This is a genomic window from Bacteroides sp. CAG:633 (genome assembly GCF_000435115.1).
In the GTDB taxonomy this organism is placed as follows: Bacteria; Bacteroidota; Bacteroidia; order Bacteroidales; family Bacteroidaceae; genus Bacteroides; species Bacteroides ndongoniae.
Map to the genome: position 1 here is coordinate 315 of NZ_FR883143.1, position 17,780 is coordinate 18,094.

The 17,780-nt window shown below is 43.5% G+C and carries 18 protein-coding genes; 6 read left to right on the forward strand and 12 right to left on the reverse strand.

The window, feature by feature from the left end; translation table 11 throughout:
• The 5 genes from QVP67_RS13585 to map form a co-directional block, all read right to left on the reverse strand.
• Nucleotides 1–489: solute carrier family 23 protein (locus QVP67_RS13585; protein WP_288180222.1), on the reverse strand; the 489-nt coding region annotated here is incomplete at its 3' end.
• Nucleotides 490–516: 27 nt separating this feature from the next.
• The gene (gene xpt, locus QVP67_RS13590; protein ID WP_022164107.1) at nucleotides 517–1,083 is read right to left on the reverse strand and encodes a xanthine phosphoribosyltransferase; all 567 of its coding nucleotides are present in this window, start codon (nucleotides 1,081–1,083) and stop codon (nucleotides 517–519) included.
• Between the two features lie 50 nt (nucleotides 1,084–1,133).
• Nucleotides 1,134–2,633 carry a DNA recombination protein RmuC gene (rmuC, locus tag QVP67_RS13595; protein WP_022164108.1) on the reverse strand — a complete coding sequence of 500 codons (1,500 nt, stop codon included), beginning with the start codon at nucleotides 2,631–2,633 and terminating at the stop codon, nucleotides 1,134–1,136.
• Between the two features lie 32 nt (nucleotides 2,634–2,665).
• Complete coding sequence (locus QVP67_RS13600) at nucleotides 2,666–3,562, reverse strand: hypothetical protein (protein ID WP_288180223.1); 897 nt, start codon at nucleotides 3,560–3,562, stop codon at nucleotides 2,666–2,668.
• Between the two features lie 69 nt (nucleotides 3,563–3,631).
• Entirely contained in the window at nucleotides 3,632–4,486 is an 855-nt protein-coding gene (gene map / locus QVP67_RS13605) for a type I methionyl aminopeptidase (RefSeq protein WP_022164110.1), read from the reverse strand.
• A 209-nt stretch (nucleotides 4,487–4,695) separates the two neighbouring features.
• Between map and araJ the strand changes: the two genes are divergently transcribed.
• A complete protein-coding gene (araJ, locus tag QVP67_RS13610; protein WP_022164111.1) occupies nucleotides 4,696–5,838 on the forward strand; it encodes an MFS transporter AraJ in 1,143 nt (380 codons plus the stop codon).
• 60 nt (nucleotides 5,839–5,898) lie between these two features.
• Here araJ and QVP67_RS13615 read toward each other — a convergent pair whose 3' ends face one another.
• Nucleotides 5,899–6,798: a helix-turn-helix domain-containing protein gene (locus QVP67_RS13615; RefSeq protein ID WP_022164112.1), complete on the reverse strand. Its 900-nt coding sequence runs from the start codon at nucleotides 6,796–6,798 to the stop codon at nucleotides 5,899–5,901.
• 145 nt (nucleotides 6,799–6,943) lie between these two features.
• On the opposite strand from QVP67_RS13615, the gene QVP67_RS13620 reads away from it, so the two are divergent.
• From QVP67_RS13620 to QVP67_RS13640, 5 genes are all read left to right on the forward strand, one after another.
• Nucleotides 6,944–7,720: an MBL fold metallo-hydrolase gene (locus QVP67_RS13620; RefSeq protein WP_022164113.1), complete on the forward strand. Its 777-nt coding sequence runs from the start codon at nucleotides 6,944–6,946 to the stop codon at nucleotides 7,718–7,720.
• Nucleotides 7,721–7,880: 160 nt separating this feature from the next.
• Nucleotides 7,881–8,762, forward strand: coding sequence for a radical SAM mobile pair protein B (locus tag QVP67_RS13625; protein WP_022164114.1), 882 nt, complete (start codon nucleotides 7,881–7,883; stop codon nucleotides 8,760–8,762).
• Nucleotides 8,752–9,600 (forward strand): helix-turn-helix domain-containing protein, encoded by an 849-nt coding sequence (locus tag QVP67_RS13630; RefSeq protein WP_022164115.1) that lies wholly within the window; start codon nucleotides 8,752–8,754, stop codon nucleotides 9,598–9,600. The genes QVP67_RS13625 and QVP67_RS13630 overlap by 11 nt, the downstream gene beginning before the upstream one ends.
• 68 nt (nucleotides 9,601–9,668) lie before the next feature.
• Nucleotides 9,669–10,343 carry a cation diffusion facilitator family transporter gene (locus QVP67_RS13635; protein WP_022164116.1) on the forward strand — a complete coding sequence of 225 codons (675 nt, stop codon included), beginning with the start codon at nucleotides 9,669–9,671 and terminating at the stop codon, nucleotides 10,341–10,343.
• Nucleotides 10,330–10,554: a FeoA family protein gene (locus QVP67_RS13640; RefSeq protein WP_022164117.1), complete on the forward strand. Its 225-nt coding sequence runs from the start codon at nucleotides 10,330–10,332 to the stop codon at nucleotides 10,552–10,554. Before QVP67_RS13635 ends, QVP67_RS13640 begins: the two co-directional genes overlap by 14 nt.
• Nucleotides 10,555–10,969: 415 nt before the next feature.
• On the opposite strand, the gene QVP67_RS13645 is transcribed toward QVP67_RS13640, so the two are convergent.
• The 6 genes from QVP67_RS13645 to QVP67_RS13670 form a co-directional block, all read right to left on the reverse strand.
• A complete protein-coding gene (locus tag QVP67_RS13645) occupies nucleotides 10,970–12,706 on the reverse strand; it encodes a DUF262 domain-containing protein (protein ID WP_022164118.1) in 1,737 nt (578 codons plus the stop codon).
• A gap of 9 nt (nucleotides 12,707–12,715) precedes the next feature.
• The gene (locus QVP67_RS13650) at nucleotides 12,716–13,216 is read right to left on the reverse strand and encodes a 3'-5' exonuclease (protein ID WP_022164119.1); all 501 of its coding nucleotides are present in this window, start codon (nucleotides 13,214–13,216) and stop codon (nucleotides 12,716–12,718) included.
• 27 nt (nucleotides 13,217–13,243) lie between these two features.
• On the reverse strand, nucleotides 13,244–14,692 hold the full coding sequence (locus tag QVP67_RS13655) for a hypothetical protein (protein WP_022164120.1): 1,449 nt from the start codon (nucleotides 14,690–14,692) through the stop codon (nucleotides 13,244–13,246).
• A gap of 91 nt (nucleotides 14,693–14,783) precedes the next feature.
• The gene (locus tag QVP67_RS13660; RefSeq protein WP_143866805.1) at nucleotides 14,784–15,128 is read right to left on the reverse strand and encodes a WD40/YVTN/BNR-like repeat-containing protein; all 345 of its coding nucleotides are present in this window, start codon (nucleotides 15,126–15,128) and stop codon (nucleotides 14,784–14,786) included.
• A gap of 322 nt (nucleotides 15,129–15,450) precedes the next feature.
• Nucleotides 15,451–16,758 carry a MobV family relaxase gene (gene mobV, locus QVP67_RS13665; RefSeq protein ID WP_018697421.1) on the reverse strand — a complete coding sequence of 436 codons (1,308 nt, stop codon included), beginning with the start codon at nucleotides 16,756–16,758 and terminating at the stop codon, nucleotides 15,451–15,453.
• Between the two features lie 267 nt (nucleotides 16,759–17,025).
• On the reverse strand, nucleotides 17,026–17,780 hold a 755-nt coding region (locus QVP67_RS13670), incomplete at its 5' end, for a toprim domain-containing protein (RefSeq protein ID WP_288180224.1).

The following is a 17,780-nucleotide window of genomic DNA, read 5'->3' on the forward strand; positions in this document are numbered from 1 at the left end:
CGCACCGCCACCGCAAGCCGTAATACCTACCTTGATAAGGCTCATGCCAATCAGTGTAACGACGATGCCCGATACGAGCGGAGTGATGATTTTGCGTGTATACTTCAGCAGTCGGCTGATAATCATTTCAACCGAAGCAGCAGCCATACACGAGCCGAACACCAACGCCAGGCCACCGGTAGTACCAGCAGCTATAATGGGGCCAATGAACGAAAAACTGGTACCCTGTATGCAGAGCAATCCCGTACCGATGAAACCGAAACGTCGGCACTGTACAAAAGTAGCGATGCCCGAAGCAATGAGCGCCATCGAAACTAGATAACCGGTCGTTTCCGTATCCAGCTTCAGCGCACCCGAAATAATGAGCGGCGGAGTAATGATAGCCACAAAAATAGCCAGCAGATGCTGCAACGCAGCAAAAAAGGCTTCACGCAAAGGTGGACGGTCGTTCAGGCCATAGATAAGCCCGTTCTTGTTTTTCTCTTCCATTACCAATGACAAAGAACGATGACAGGTTTATCTGATTTTAATCTCACAGTTGTCCAGACTCTCGATAATAGCCAGACTCTCTACATGGATGCCTGCCGCACGCAGCTCGTCGCCTCCATGCTGGAAAGCCTTTTCGATGATGAATCCCATGCCTGTCAGTTCGGCTCCCGCCTGCTGAACCAGGTCGAGAATACCTTTGGCAGCATTACCGTTGGCCAGAAAATCGTCGATAAACAGCACCTTATCGCCTGGGCAAAGAAAATCGCGGCTTACGCAAACATCGTATGAACGTTGCTTGGTGAAAGAGAAGACGGAAGTACTTAGCATATTTTCCATCGTGCTGGGAACTTTCTTCTTGGCAAATACAACAGGCAGTTCGAGCAGATAACCTACCATGATTGCCGGAGCAATGCCACTGGCTTCTACAGTAATGACTTTGTTGATCGGGGTAGATGCAAAACGGCGTACAAATTCTACACCGATACTTTTCATCAGGATAGGGTCCATCTGATGGTTGATGAAATTGTCTACTTTCAATATTCCTCCGGGGAAACAGCGTCCGTCGCGAAGAATGCGTTCTTTCAGGGCTTTCATTGTTTTATTTATTGTTTTTTAGTTGGTTATGCGATTTTGTAAAACAGATACTATAAGCGGTCTATTGTTTCAGGTGTATCAGCTCCGGTATCCTCTGTCTGGTCTTCTTCACGGGGCAGAAGACGGGGGGAGATGCGTTTCTTGGGCGTCAGGCTCATGCCACGCAGTTGTTCGGCTTGGCGTACCACACTACCGGCACCATCAGAAAGCTGGTTCAGCGCCTTGTCGTAATCTTTCTGCAAGCTACCCAAACGGTCGCCGATGCTTAGGAAAGTATCGGTAAAGCCCGCAATCTTTTCGTAGAGCGACGTGCCGCGCTTGATGATGGCCTGCACATTCTTCACCTGATTCTCACGCTTCCACAGGTCGAGCGACAGACGCAAGGCACTGATCAGGTTGGTAGGGCTCATCAGCACCACTTTCTTGTTGTAGGCATACTCCCACAGATTGGCATCACTCTGCACAGCCAGCAGGTAAGCTCCTTCCGTCGGGATGAACATCATGACGAAGTCGGGAGCTTTGACGTCGTAGTGCGAATAATCCTTCCGACTCAATTCGTCAATGTGTGTACGGACTGACTGGAGGTGCGCTTTCAGGCAACGGGCCTGTTCTTCCTTGTCTTCGGCAGCCGTATAGGCAGCATAGGCTGAAAGGGAAACTTTGGAGTCGATAATCATCTCGCGGTCGTCGGGATAGCGGACGATGATGTCAGGTTGCATACGCTGGCCACTTTCGTCGTTGGTCAGAACCTCACCGCGTTCATCACGCAGAAACTCCTGACGCACATAATGCTCGCCTTCGATAAGGCCGGATGCCTGCAACAAACGTTCCAGAATAACCTCTCCCCAGTTACCTTGCATCTTCGAGTCACCTTTCAGAGCACGAGTCAGGTTATTGGCCTCTTCACTCAAACGGTTGTTCAGTTCTACCAGATCCTTGATGCGTTCGCCCAGCGAGAAGCGCTCTTTGGCTTCCGTATTGTAAACCTGCTCTACCTTTTCGCGGAAATCCTTCAGATTCTCGCCCAGAGGACGAAGCAGATTTCCGATGTGTTCGGCGTTCAACCGCTTAAAGTCGTCGGCCTTGCTTTGGAAAATACGGTTGGACAAAGCTTCGAATTCGGCATTCATCCGACGATGCAACGCCTCGGCTTCTTCTTTTTGTTCGGCCAGCCGTTTCTCCAACTGCTGACGCTGTTCGGCCAAGCGTTCGGCAAACTGCTGTTCACGGCTGTTGTTCTGCTCGTTGAACAGCCGTTCCTGTTCAGCCAGACGATTGGCAAAAAGGCGTTCTTGCTCGGTCAGACGTTCGCCAAACTGTTTTTCCTGTGCAGCAAGCCGTTCAGCATTCTGCTGGCCGATGGCCTTCAGACGTTCTTCGGCAACAGCCTTCTCGCGTTCGATGCGTTCGTCGGTCGTTCGGTTCAGCAGGTCTTCACGCTGCTTCGAGGCTTCAAGCTGTGCTTTCAGGGCAGAGGCTTTACGCCCTGCAATCAGCATTCCGACACCGGTTCCGATGCCAAGCCCTATAATCAGTAATACGATTTCCATGATATGCGATATTATATCGTTTATAAAGCCAATCAATGCCGACCAGCCTGTGGTTGCAAGGCCTGCCGCATCTTTTCAATCAGTTCGGGATTTGCGGTAACAGACTTCCGCGTCAGCAGAAAAGCGAAGTTTTCGGCCAATATTTCTTCAGGATTAATGATGTAGTCGGTATTCCTTCCTACCAGATCAAAGAAGTTCTCAGCATCCTTTATCCCATATATCACCGTTTTCCCGTCTTGCTGTTCCGCTTTACCGTCCTTGAGGGGCATCAGGCCAATTGTCAGATAATTGAAGAAACTGCCTCCTTCGTATGGCTTGTTGGCATAAATCAGCATCGCACAGGGACGATCTACTCCCTTGATGCGAAAACGGGCATAACTGTCGAAACGGTTGACATCGGGGTTGCTGATCAACACGTCGCGCAAATCGGCGGGAACTTCGAATTCTTCAGGCGCAATGCTGAAGCCAATCAGCCTATACATCTTCTCACGAAAATCCGGATGGTTGCGTGTCAGTACATGAAACAATTCGTGCGCCAACAGGTAACTGACTTGCTGGGGCTTCATGTGGGCTATCTGCTCCTCTACCACGATGTAGTCCATACGGGTATATCCGCCTGCACCGCCTTCTTCGGCCATGGTTGTTTTCAGTATCCTGATTTCCTGCGGAAGAGACAGTGACAGGTTCAATGCCTTGATATGACTGTTCAGTGTGTCGGCTGCTTCCTGCATCCGTTGTTTGTCCTCCTTGCTCCAGTCGCGTGCCTGATCGGCAATGAATCGTATCAGTTCCTGCCGGGTACCGCCTTTTCTGTCCAATCGGGCTTCGTAATCGAAACGGCTCCACTGACGGGTGGTAGCATCTTCCTGCGAAAGCAACGTACGAGCCTGTTCGGCATCGATGTAGTGCAATTTGATCTGTGCGCACATATCCGTTGCACAAAGACTAAGAGATAGAAGTGCTGTCGTTAGAAATCTTTTCATGCGAAGTGCTCCTCTTTATTCAGTCAACACTTCGTTTCCATCCTCCGTAATCAGAATCATACTTTCCCACTGGGCCGAAGGCAGACCATCGTCGGTGCATACCGTCCATCCGTCGGCTTCGTCGATAAAGACCTCGTAACTGCCCATGTTGATCATCGGCTCAATGGTAAACGTCATGCCTGGTACAATGAGCATACCGGTTCCGCGACGTCCGAAGTGCTCTACATCCGGTTCTTCGTGAAACTTGATGCCTACACCGTGTCCGCACAGGTCGCGCACCACACTGTATCCGTTTTTCTCGGCATGCTCCTGTATGGCTGCTCCTACATCGCCCAACCGTGTCCAGGGTTGAGCCGTCTGAACACCTATGTCGCGACACTCTTTGGCTACCTGTACCAGCCGCTTCATCTCGGGGCTGACTTCGCCGATCAGATACATGCGCGAGGCATCGGAGTAATATCCTTTATAAATGGTAGAAACGTCTACATTGACAATATCGCCGCTTTTCAGAAACTCTCTGGTACTGGGAATGCCGTGGCACACCACATCGTTGATACTGACGCATACGCTCTTGGGGAATCCTTCGTACATGAACGGTGCAGGAATAGCATCGTGGTCGGTCGTAAAGCAGTAGACCATGTGGTCGATTTCGGCTGTCGACATACCTTCGCGGATGTTCTCGGAGATGTAGTCGAGTAGGGCAGTATTAATTTTTGCACTCTCACGGATGCCGGCCAACTGCTCTTCGGTACGCAGCAAATGACGCTGGGGCAGTCTGTAGCCTTCCCGCTTATAATGTTGAATTTTAGCTTCTACTTCGTCGGAATAATTTTTAGGAGTAAACCGGGCTCCTTTGATCAGTTTTTTCATTGTTTATAGCTTTTAGTGACGCAAAGGTACATAATTTTGCAAATAGTTATTGCGCACTCTGCCTGCAAATCGCTTCTTCATCCTAGAAATTCAGAATGGCTCGTATCTTTTGGAAATCATTTTTTGACATAAAGCATTCGCTGCAAACAAACAAAGCTGTACTTTTGCGCCCCGAAAAAAGATTGCAGGTAAATAACAGGATTTAGAAAATGAAGAAAAGTCTGATAGCTTTGGCTTTTGGCACGTTGGGACTGGGCATCGCAGAGTTTACCATGATGGGAATTCTGCCTTATGTAGCCCAGGATTTAGGTATCAGTATTCCGATGGCTGGACATTTTATTTCGGCATACGCCTTGGGTGTGTGCTGTGGTGCTCCGATGTTGCTTCTGGCGCGTAAAAGGCCACTGAAACAAACGTTGATGGTCTTGGTTTCGCTGATGATTATAGGTAACCTCTGCGCATCGGCGGCTCCCAATTATTGGGTACTGATGGCCGGAAGATTTATCTCGGGCCTGCCGCATGGAGCTTATTTCGGAGTGGCCTCTATCGTAGCCGGGAAACTGGCCGATGAAGGGAAAGGTTCGGAAGCCGTGTCCATTATGATTGCAGGCATGACTGTTGCCAATCTGTTTGGTGTGCCGCTGGGCACTTCGCTGAGCCACACCATTTCGTGGCGCGTCACTTTCCTGCTGGTAGCATGTTGGGGAGTGATTACCTTATATTATATATATCGTTGGGTACCTCGTGTAGAAGGATTGAAAGATACCGGTTTCAAAGGCCAGTTCCGTTTCCTGAAGTCGCCTGCCCCCTGGCTGATTCTTGGAGCAACGGCGCTGGGCAATGGTGGTGTATTCTGCTGGTACAGCTATGTCAACCCCATGTTGACTGAAGTAGCCGGTTTTCGGACAGAGAGCATGACTGCCCTGATGGTGTTGGCTGGCTTTGGCATGGTGGTGGGCAACCTGGTGAGCGGACGTATGTCCGACCGCTATACCCCCGGCAAGGTAGGTACCGTGGTGCAGGCCATGATCTGCGTGGTTCTGTTGCTGATATTCTTCCTTTCGCCCAATCCGTGGTGTGCAGCCATACTCATGACGCTGTGTACAGCCGGTTTGTTCGCCGTCTCCAGTCCCGAACAGGTACTGATTATCCGTGTAGCTCCCGGAGGCGAGATGCTGGGAGGTGCCTGTGTGCAGATAGCGTTCAACCTGGGCAATGCCATCGGTGCTTACGTAGGTGGGCTGGCCGTTAGTGGTGGGTACCGTTATCCGGCTTTATGCGGAGTTCCCTTTGCCTTTATCGGATTCTTGCTTTTCCTTACATTTTATAAGAAATATCAGCAGAAATACTGAAGCCGAATGCACGCGTTTCAAGCCTTATGACGGTTGAAGAAGAGATTGCAGAATGCTCTGTCATTCATATATTCCGTTTCTGTAATCCATCAGATATTGCTTGAACGTCTTGCCGGTTTGCTGTTTGAAGAAACGCATCAAATGGCTGGCATCCGAGAAATTGAAACGATCAGCTAGCTCGTTAACACTGCAGTCATGAAATAGCAATTCATTCTTCAGCTCTTCCAAAAGCCGCTGTTTCAACAAGTGTGTAGCCGATACGCCGAATTGTGTCATCACTGCCGTATTCAGTGTCACACGACTGATATGGAGCATATCGGCATATTCTTGCACCCGTTGCAAGGTGCATATGTTCCGTTCAAGCAGGTCTTTGAATTGGAAAGCATAGTTATTCTTCGGAACTTCTACCGGAAGGTGATAAGCAGAGGCATAGGCACGATTGATGATCACTAAAAGATAATACAATACGGATACGATAAGATGATACGTGTCTGCTACAGGATGTTGCAGTTCTTGCTTTATCTTATCAAGCAAGTGGGTGTATTCTGTAAATTCTTCAGGTGATGCATATAAATAAGGTGGTGTATCGGTCTGATAATAATATAGCAGCCGATAAACAAAGTATTTGTCGGCAATGAATGTACGCATAAAATCTTCACGAAAAATGAGAAAGTCATAATCTAACGTCTTTTCGTCAACGTGCCATTCCTGTTGCTGGTGTGGTGATAAAAGTAATATCATCCCGTCCTGCAACCTTATCTTCCGAAAATTCAGCAAGAGATATCCGTTGGCCTTCCGAAAGAAGAAAAACTCGAAGAAATCTGTTTTAAAGACTTTGTTCTCCGTCAACACTCCATTAATTTCCGTATTTCTGCCGGTGTTCAGATAAAAATCCACACCACATTCGGTTTTGCTGAAAGCAATATTTACCAGTTTTTCGGAAACAATCTCCTTTTTCATATTATATGGTTTCACATTGGTTATTGCATGACAAAGGTACTATTTCTGTTTATCAAAATGGCATTTCTTCGTCTTATTTTGGCATACTTCCAATTGGTTTTTATAGCGAATTTTGCGACTGATAAACAACTAAATAAAAATAGATATGGAAAAGAAAGCAACCCTTCGATTAGTGCGAAACGCAACATTGAGAATCAGTTATGCCGGGAAGAACATTCTTGTAGATCCGATGCTGGCAGAAAAAGGTACACTGCAATCGGCACTCGGAGTATATAAGACCCCAAGAGTACACCTCGTAATGCCCATGAACGAAATTGTAGAAGACTTAGACATGGTGCTGCTGACACACAACCATATAGACCATTACGACCCGACCGTCAAACAACATTTGCCGAAAGGAATCCGGTTCTTTACACAGCCACAGGACAAAGAGATTATTATGCAAGACGGATTTATGAATGTAGAGGCAATAGAAGATAGCAAGTCTGTCGGGAGCTTAAGCATTCACCGAACCACAGGCCATCATGGTTTCGGACAGATAGGGGAAATGATGAGAGCCGTTTCCGGATATGTGTTGACAGCCGAAGGTTATCCGACCCTCTACATCATGGGCGACTGCAAATGGGAAAAAGGCATTCAGCACACAATAGAAAAATATAATCCAGACTATATCGTAGTCAACTGTGGTGGTGCCATATTTCCTGAATTCTCAAAAACTGAAGGTTCTATCATTCCCGACGAACAAGAAGTCATGAGAATGCTTGATGAGACACCGAAACATATAACATTCATTGCTGTTCATATGGATGCTACCGATCACGGACAGACTTCACGTACTATTTTGCGTAACGAAGCCCTTCACTACAAAATAGATATGAAACGTTTACTAATACCAGAGGACGGTGAATGCATCCAACTATAAGATGACTCAAGTTCGGATTTGCCGAGTTGAAAATCAATAAGGTAAAACATACTGAAATTGAGCGAGCTAGAACATATTATCAACTTTAGAGCGGCTTTAGAAGCTAAAGGACTATATAGAACAAATATAAAACAAAAACTCAAAAAAAGAACTCAATAAAATGGATACAGAAATAATCAGAGAAATTGATGTGCAAAGCGTCATGACCAAATCTTCATTACCTGTCGGCGGTTATTCTGTTAACCCGTATGTAGGATGTCCGCACGCCTGCCAATACTGTTATGCCTCGTTTATGAAACGTTTTACAGGACATACCGAACCTTGGGGAACATTTTTGGATGTGAAACACTGGAAACCAATTGCCGATCCTCATAAATATGATGGCCAGCGTATTGTCATAGGATCTGTCACCGATGGATATAACCCGTATGAAGAAACCTTCTGCCGCACACGAACCTTGTTGAAAGAACTGAGGGGAACCAATGCAGAGATTATGATTTGTACAAAATCGGATCTCGTCCTGCGTGACCTTGATTTACTGAAGGCTTTTCCAAAAGTGACCATTTCATGGTCGGTCAATACGCTGGACGAACAGTTTCGCTCCGACATGGATAACGCGGTAAGCATCGAACGACGGCTACGTGCCATGAAGCAGGTGTACGATTCGGGCATCCGAACAGTCTGTTTTGTTTCGCCTATTTTTCCAGAAATAACCGATGTTAAAGCGATTATTGAAGAAGTGAAAGATTATACCGATTTAATCTGGCTTGAAAATCTGAACCTGCGTGGAGAGTTTAAAGTGAGAATAATGAACTATATTTGCAAAAACTACCCGGAACTTTTCCCGCTATACGAAGAGATATACAACAAAAAGCAGAATGACTATTGGCAAACCTTGGAAGCAAACATGGCCCTCTACGCTCAGGCCAACCATTTGCCTTACCGGATAAACGATTTGCCCTTCGGTCGTTCTGTAAAAGGAAGACCGGTTGTAGTCAACTATTTCTATCATGAAAAAATTAAGCTGAACAATGGCAAATGATGATTCCGGCATAGGCAGTCTGCAGATAGGACATTCCCCTGTCAAAGAGAATGATTTTATCATAAAATGTGAAGTTGCGAGCGATCGGCACATAGAAGTTCCTTTCTCGCACCGACATTTATTTTATGCCATTTATTGGATACACGAAGGAAGTGGCATACACTTCATCGACTTTAAGGAATACGAGGTAAAACCAGACAGAATCTTCTTTGTCCGCCCCGAACAAATACATTTCCTTCAGGGAGATGCATGCATGAAATATTCTGCCCTGCAGTTCACCGGAGATTTCATGAATACGTTTTTTATAAATACTTCTAAAAGGGTAGCTGTTTTCAGAGATTTAAGTGAAGAAGAAAAAAAACGAATAGGCATATTGTTTGGACAACTGCAAAGGGAATCTGTAAGTGGCCTGTTACATTCGACAACAATCATTCAATCGGAACTAAATACTTTGCTGCTTGAGCTGGAACGGATAAGCCTTTCCTCCCAAAATGCATCTGTTGTTCCACAATTGCTTTTGGACTACAATGATTTGATTGAGCATGATTTTATTAGCAACCGCCAAGTACGTAGTTATGCAATCCGCTTGGGGATAAGCTCCAATTACCTGAACGTACTGACCCAAAGATATTTTGGAAAATCTGCTTTGGAAATGATCAATGAACGTGTTACGTTGGAAATAAAGCGACTGTTGCTGCGTACCGATTACGATATCTCTGAAATTGCCTATAAACTTGGTTTCAACGAATTATCCTACTTCTCGCGTTTTTTCCGACGGAATACAGGTATGTCACCACACGAATTCAGAATAACAATGAATAAAATGTACCAAAAATGAGATGTTTTGTGTAAAGCACTCCACCAAGATGTTCCATAACTTTGCACACAGATAAAATCAATAAGAATATGGAACATAAACATGAAACAGAAAAACAATTCCGATCACAAAGTGAGAATAAAACAGCATTTGTTGTTCTCTTTTCGGCTGTAACCATGGTACTGGAAATCTTCTTCGGACTTATTTCCAACTCGATGGCCTTGTTGGCTGACGGCATTCACATGGGATCGCATGTATTGGCCATTGGACTAAGCTGGGGAGCCTATATACTGGTGCGCCATCTCGAAAGGAAGCATACCACCGATATAGAGAATGCACGAGTTCTGTCTTTGTCGGCATACACCAGTGGGATACTGCTGTTGTTATTCGCCCTGTTCATCATTGTGGAAGCAATAGAGCGGCTGCTTTCTCCGACCGTAGAAATCCGCTACATGGAAGCAATGCTGGTTGCTGCAATAGGTATGGTAGTCAACATTATTTGCGCTTTGGTTTTGCACGATAAACACGGACATACTCATGACGATTACAACAGACATTCTGCCTATCTGCATGTTTTGGCAGATGCACTGACCAGCCTCGGAGCCATATTCGGACTGCTATGTGCCATGGTATGGAACATTATCTGGATCGACCCACTTGTGGCATTGGTTTGTTCAGTTGTCATTATCCGCTGGGCCAAGAAACTATTGCATGATACCGGAAAAGCGTTAATCACAAAGCAGACTACCCATGAGACTGTCTGATGTAGAAATAGGAGCCAAAGTGATAATCGTAAGAGTACACGGTCAGGGCGCACTTCGAAAACGCTTGTCTGAAATAGGATTTGTAAAGGAAAAAATCTTTGAAGTAGTCAGGTCTGCTCCATTAGGTACTCCTCTCGTATATAAGATTTTAGGAGCAGAAATAGCCATTCGATCTGATACGGCTTCAATGATCGAAGTTATTCAAATATGATGCATTTTCCTTATGAAATGACATTTGTACAAACAAAGCCCTCTGAAGGTCGTTTTACCGATGTTATCAACATCTGCAAAATTCGGTGTACTTTTATTCTCCAATTACTGATTCGCATTTTTAACTGATTAATAATCAGCTTCTATCCCGCTAATCTGTGTTTTTCATGAGGATATTTCAAAGTTTTTTTGTAATTCTGGAAAACTTCTGATATTGCCTTATACAAAGGGCTTTGGGAGAATTACCCATTTTTTAGGTAATGACTTGGCAACAGTGCTATATACTGCGTTCTGCCTTGATTTGCTATTCAAGCAACTCGTTGGATACAAATGTACGAAAGATATTGGAACAATAATACAAAAAAGAGAAAAAGCTAGTACCCTTTTGTGAGTACCAGCCTTTTTCTTTAAATATTTTAAATATTATCTAAGTTCCAAATTTCTTTAGCTGCTTGAACAATTTTATTAAATCGTTTTTCTATGCTTGTTTTGTCCCAAACAGGATTATCCTTGTCCGCTACAAATTCAATGACTTCTTTCTGCTGGTTCAATAAATTGTCTTTACCATAAACTTGTAATTTCTGTGGGAAAGAACGGTTTCCTAATGAGCTATTTTGACTTCCTGCCATCAACATTAAATTACCTACACAATTTAACCATTCCCCGGAAACAATACCCTCACTTGGATTTTCATTGTCTTCATAGACACCATAGCCATTTTCTAAGGGATTAGGCTGTGTCTGTGGCGCAATATGTTCTATGCTTTCGTTAGATATGACATCTCCAAAAGATATTTTGGGAGTGGGATAATTGTTATTACATAAATACTGTTCATATCTCCACAATAAGTAATTATCTACGCGATTTCCATAAAACCAACCGCTTTTTAAATGATTGTACATTTCTGTATCACTCCAATATCCCCACCACCAGTCATTTTTAAGTTTCCATATAATATTATCAATCATTTTATTAAAACTTGAATTGTCGCTTGCGCTCGGCAACACGTTTTGTAAGCGACTTGTTATATCAGCTCGTCCGCCTCTTATTAATGACCTAAATGTAAGATTTTCCATTAGCCTGATAAGGCGCATGAAAACATCATCATCTACATCCGACAATTTGGCTTTGATGAGTATTGGATAAGCATATGCCATATTGTTTAAGTTCTTCAAATTCGCTGTGTAAAAAGAATTGTCTTGCTCTATTTGTCGAATAAGGCAAAATGCTTTGGATAATCCATTAACAAAATATTTGATTTGTTGAACCTGTTTCTCTTGTGAAACAGCTTTTATCCATGCTTTTACCTCACGAATAACATTTTCGCTATAATAACCTTTTGTACCTACAGCTCTCCAATAATAGTTCAGAACATTATCTTCTTCCACCGTAACAAGAACTATGTTATGATAGATTTCCTCAAAAGCCTTTTCTACATAGACTATATCATCTTCATTATTTTGTGATTGATAAATCTGTAACATGAAATATGCTTTGAGTACCTCTAAATTAGTTAACCTTTTTCCTCGGTCATTTTGATAAGCAAATATCTGTGCAGCTTGTAACTTGTTTTTGACAATATAGGTCGTAATTGACGCATTTTCCAAAGAATAAGCCCATGAAAGAAGCTGTTCTATTGAGGCTTTACTTAGTTTTTCCTCAAAATAAGTCAGAGCATTATAAATCGACTTTTTTGATTTGGAAGTCAAGTCCTCTTGAGAAATATTAATATTGTGGTCTATGATTGTATCCGCAAAGAAATTATTGTCATAAGCTACGGTTATAAATTTTTGCCTTGCATGGCGTATATCTTTCAAATAATAGTCGTCAATGTCATCCATCCAATTTTTGATAGTATCGGCTTCTTTCCCGTTCATCCATTCTGTCTCTCTATGTTTCAATGTATTTATAAAAGCTCTGAAAAAGATGATGCAGGTGGTCAAACGTTGTTGTCCGTCAATTACATAAAGCGTATCCCCATCTTGCTCAAATAAGAAATGCCCCAAGTAATAATCACAAACTTCACATTCCTCCAAATCTTCTATGAACTGGATAAATTGTCTTTTCTCCCAAGCATAAGCCCTTTGGTATGCAGGGATGACGAAGCGAATGTTACGCCTTCCGAATAAGGCTTTAATGGTTGTTGATTCCATATAACAATTTTAAATGTTTAATATTTTTATAGCTATTTGAGCGCAAGCTTCTGCGTCTGCCAGCGCATGATGATGGTTTTCTAAATCATATCCGCAATATTGCGCTACAGTTTGTAATTGATGATTAGGCAGCTTCTCTGCCAAAACTTTTCTTGAAGCCTTACAAGTACAATAAAAACAATAATTTGGATAAGGCATCTTGTAGGCTTGAAAGACTGCCTTTAAGCAACTTTCGTCAAAAGGACTGTTATGTGCCACTAATGGTAAACCCTGTATAAGAGGTTCTACCTCAGACCATACTTCGGGAAAATACAAAGCTTCTTTCGTGTCATCTGCTGTCAGCCCATGTACTTGTGTATTCCAATATGAATAAAAATCAGGTATAGGATGAATAAGCCTATAAAACTTATCCACAACTTGATTGTTCCTTACAATTACAACTCCTACACTACAAACACTTGAACGGTGTTGGTTTGCTGTTTCAAAATCAATAGCCGCAAAATTCTTCATCGCTTTTTTATGTATAGAGTCAGGCAGTCAGTGGCAAATTTTCTCAATCCAATATTTAACCCTCTCTGCCACATCATCTGCTTTAACAGATGGAATTTCCTCCAGTATTACATATCCATCTTCTTGCTGTATTTTATCTTCACACCCCATCCTTTTTAATGTATTGCGCAATTTTTCTGTATCGCATTGTCGGTTGGCAAATTGCACAAGCACCTTTCCGCTTTTCTCTTTCTCTATAATGTCCATATAAGGAATACCTTCCTCTTCATTATCATATTCGCAAGCAAGCATATCCCAATACCAAATGAATGTTTTCCAATGGTCATAAGTTCCAACTTTTTCTTTCCATTCCGCAGTACGATGATGTCGGGTTAATAAATCCTTTAATTGTTCTATACAATCAATGATATATTGCTGCAACTCTTGATTACGATTAAAGGACTCTGCAAAATCATCTTCGGGGATGCTGAAATAAGGTTCAGGTAAATATTGCCACCATAGTCCCTTACTACGTCTTCCACCTTTTTCCCATTTAATGGGTTTGGAGAAATCAGCATCTCCCAAATAAGTTGCTTGGATGTAATAATGCCCTTCATAAAATCCTAAATCAATAGTCCCCGGATTTCCGTTGTTGCTTGTAATACGCAAACTATTGCTTTGATTTAGCAAATCTTCAACTATCCAATTCTCTGCTTCCCATTTTTTGATGGCTTTTTCCCATAATGCACGATTAGGCATATCAGACGATTCCACAGATTGGGTATCTGCATTTTTTGATTGAATAGATTGATTGTCATCTTTGGTTGTCTGCGCAAAAGAATTTTGGGACAATACATTTAAATCAACAACAAGATGTTGCTTGTTATCTATTTGTTTGACATTCCCCTCTTTGGCGTTTCGATAAGCTTCTGAAAAATTGAGTAATGTTGTTTGTTTATGTTCTGAATCGAATTTAAAATCAGCACCATATAGGTCTTTTCTAAAGGCTTCAACCACGCAAAACAGATTTTCCAATAATGGCTCAGGGGTATTGCTTTTACCTCCTCCGTTGATTTCTTTGGATTCTTCCGAACAAGTGTATTCAATGATTTTCTTTACAGCGGTACTGACGGATGCTATGTAACAGGGGGAACAATGCATCGCTACATAAGAAGTTTGAAATTCCAACTGCATTTTCTCCTCATCTGAAAGACTTCCATCTTTTATAACATCATAAAGCGTTTGTAGATACTCTTGATAAATCCGCAGTTTTTCCTCAAAGACTTTTGAAGCTCTTTCTCGTTCAACATCATTGTCACTTTGTCCTCGAAGTAAAATCATAGTGATAATTGCGGTTATGATTACACCGAGAACGGCAGCAAACATTTCATACCATAGTTCTTTCTGTGTAAACAAGCGCAAATAAATAGCAAAAAAACAAGCCAATATAATCAGAACGGCTGTTATGCCTACAATTCTGTTTTGTGTTAGTTTCATATTACTCATGTGTATAAAGATAATAGAAAACCTGCCTTGAATGGTGGCGTTCGACTCCTTTCAAAGCAGGTATATCTATAATAATAGGTGATTATCGCTTATTCCAACTTCTACCTTCATTAGACGAATAATATAGCCCTTTGCTGGTTGTTGCTAAAAGGTAGCGTCCATCAGTACTCAGTTGTTGAAAAGTTCCAGCAGAAGAACCTGTATAACGAGAGTTCCAACTTCTACCTTCGTTTGTAGAATAATAAATTCCTTTTGAAGTACAAGCTAAGAGTTCACTTCCAAACTGAAACAAATCATAGAAAATTCCAGCAGAAGAACTTGTGTAACGAGAATTCCAACTCCGTCCATCATTAGTAGAATACTCGATTGTGTTTTTCTGAGTGTTAATGCGAAGCATTTCACGTCCATAATTAATTAACTGTGCCATACTATTTCCCAATGTCTACCAATACCCAGAAAAGACTTTTATAAAACCACGAAGCGTGGGTACTGTATATCCACGTCTCTGTGATAAGGTGGTAGGAAAACCTTGGAAAAAGAAATGGGAATAACAGCCCCACGCATATACGTGGAGACCATTACGACCTCTCTTGTTTCCTGTGAATCTAAGTTTCCTACGCTTTTATCACACAAGTAGAAGACATAACGCCTCGATATTTTCAATATGTAATGGAAAGAGTTGCCTCAATCCAATACAAAAGTATGAAAAATCCGTGATATACCATTCTACTATCACGGATTTTTTTGATTTACAGTTTCATACTCCTATTCTGTCTTGGTTTCGGTATTCCGATAGCTTCTCTAAACTCATTCATTTTCTTTCTGAACCAGTTCACGTGTGAAACCCCGTCTATCTTGAAATCGAATCTACCGTTTTCGTCCTGTCTGATGGAACAGACGGAGTGTCGGGTATCAAAACTTCGGTTAAATTCGGAAGAATAGAGTTCGCCTTTTATCCCGACTTCCTTGAACTCGCACAGTCTTCTGATTATTCCGTCATTGAATCCCAATCGGTCACGCAGGAAGTTTATTACAGGCATCAGCTTCTCCACATACGGGAAATAGCGTCTGACAAAATCCGTAAACTCCGACAGCTTGCGGTGCTGTTGCTCGTAAGCGTTTCTTATCTCCTGTATCTGTTCGGCTTGTTGCCGTTCCCGTTGTCGGGCTTCGTCTTCAAGTTCAAGGATGCGGTCTTGCAAGTCCTCGTTCCTGCGTTCCAACGATTTCATTCTTCCACTTCCGAAAAGAGAACCCACACTGCTTGCAAGGGCGGTTGCCGTATCGGTAGCTGCGCTTTTGAGCTTGTCGGTGCGGATTTCCGCTTTTACCTGTTTCAGTTCCTCCTGTGCCTCGGCTTTCTTCTCCTGTAACAGTCTGGTTTCGGTTTCAAGGGTTTCATTTTTCTTTTTCAAGTCCCGATAATACTGCATGGTGGTAGTGTGCCGTGCTTCCGAGCCCCGTACCCCACGTTGCAATCCGTATTTCGTCATCACCCTTGCGTAATTGTCGTGGTAGGCAATCAGGGTCTGACGGTTGAACAGGTCATCGGCACACAAACGGACGGAATTTGTTTTCTTGCGGTACTTGCGCTTACCGTCCGTCTGTTCTTTCTTGGCTTTGCGCCTTTCACCCGTCACGATAGGAACAACGGCTGCGTGGATGTGCGGAGTCTTCTCGTCCATGTGCAGATGGGCGGCAACCACATTGTCTTTGCCGAATGTGGCTTGCAGCCATTGGATGCTGTCGTTGCACCATTCGTCGAGCTTTCCTTTTTCCTGTATGTTCATCATGTCCTCGTGCGTACCCGACAAGACCACCCGAACGACACGGACTTGGTCGTGTGTAATTTTCCGTCTGATGCCTGCTGTGTTCAGCCTGTGGGCAATCGCTTCATCCCTGCCGTGAACGCCATCGGGGTATTCGACAAGCACCCTGTTCAGGTGTGTCCTTGTCGGGTCTGCGTTTTTAGGTATTATCTTTCTCTCTATATGGTCGGACTGCGTGGTGTCCGATGTACCCTTTGCTTTCTTTATGTCCAATGAAAAATATCCCATATTATTCCTGTTTTTGCGGTTATCATTATGTTTCTTCTTTCTGCCTGTGGCATCGGCTCACAGGGTTTATTATGCAAATGAACCATTGCTGCACTCGGCATAATCCAAACGAGTTTGGCTTCTGCTCTCGTTTGCACAGGGTATCCAAAGGGATTTCCCTTTGGCTCGATAGGGTGTTTTTAGCGTTACGGAGTAATGCGTGAAGAAAACGCCCTATTGAGCTATGGTATTTCTGTCTAAATACCTTTGGGAAAGCGAACGTGCATATTACAGTTGAAATTCCCCTTTCTTTTTCGGTGGCTGCATCATCCGCCTTGCGGATTGAACTTGCTTCTTCTCCTTTATCGGCTCTGCCGATTGGGACAAGGGCTTACCGCACAGGTAGTCGTTCAAGTCCTTATACTCACGATAGTACATTGACTTGTCAAGCAGCCGTTCCCCAAACTTCTCTTTCAGCTTCTTGCAAGTGTTCCGTCCTGCCGTGTCGTTGTCAAGGAAACAGCCGACTTGGGTGTAGGTCTCCAATATGCTTTCCGCTTTTGCAAGATTGGAAACGGAGTTCAATATGATATAGTCCTGTGTGTCCAATCGCGGGTGTTGCGGATTGTTTTCTACTCGGATGGTAAGGAATGAAAGGTAATCCATGAACCCCTCGAACAGGTAACACATACATCGTTGTCCGCCCTGCTGTCGGATATGGGTGATGTCTTTCGGGGCGACACATCCCTTGAAGTATCTGTTGCGCACTTCATATCCTCCTGCCATGTTCGGAAAGCCGATGGCAAAATAGGGTTTGTCGGCATTCATAAACCGAAGCTCCCTGCATTCCCTTTTGGCAAGTCCGATGTTTATTCCCCTTTCTTGCAGATAGGCTATAAGAGCAGGAGAGGACAACTCACCAACCCTTAATCCCTGATAAGGCTGATTGTCGGAATGCTGTCTGCCAAAAGAGAACGATGCAGGGCGGATGTATGCTGTCCGCTCCTCTATGCGTTTCAGCAGATAGGCTACATCTTCCGAAT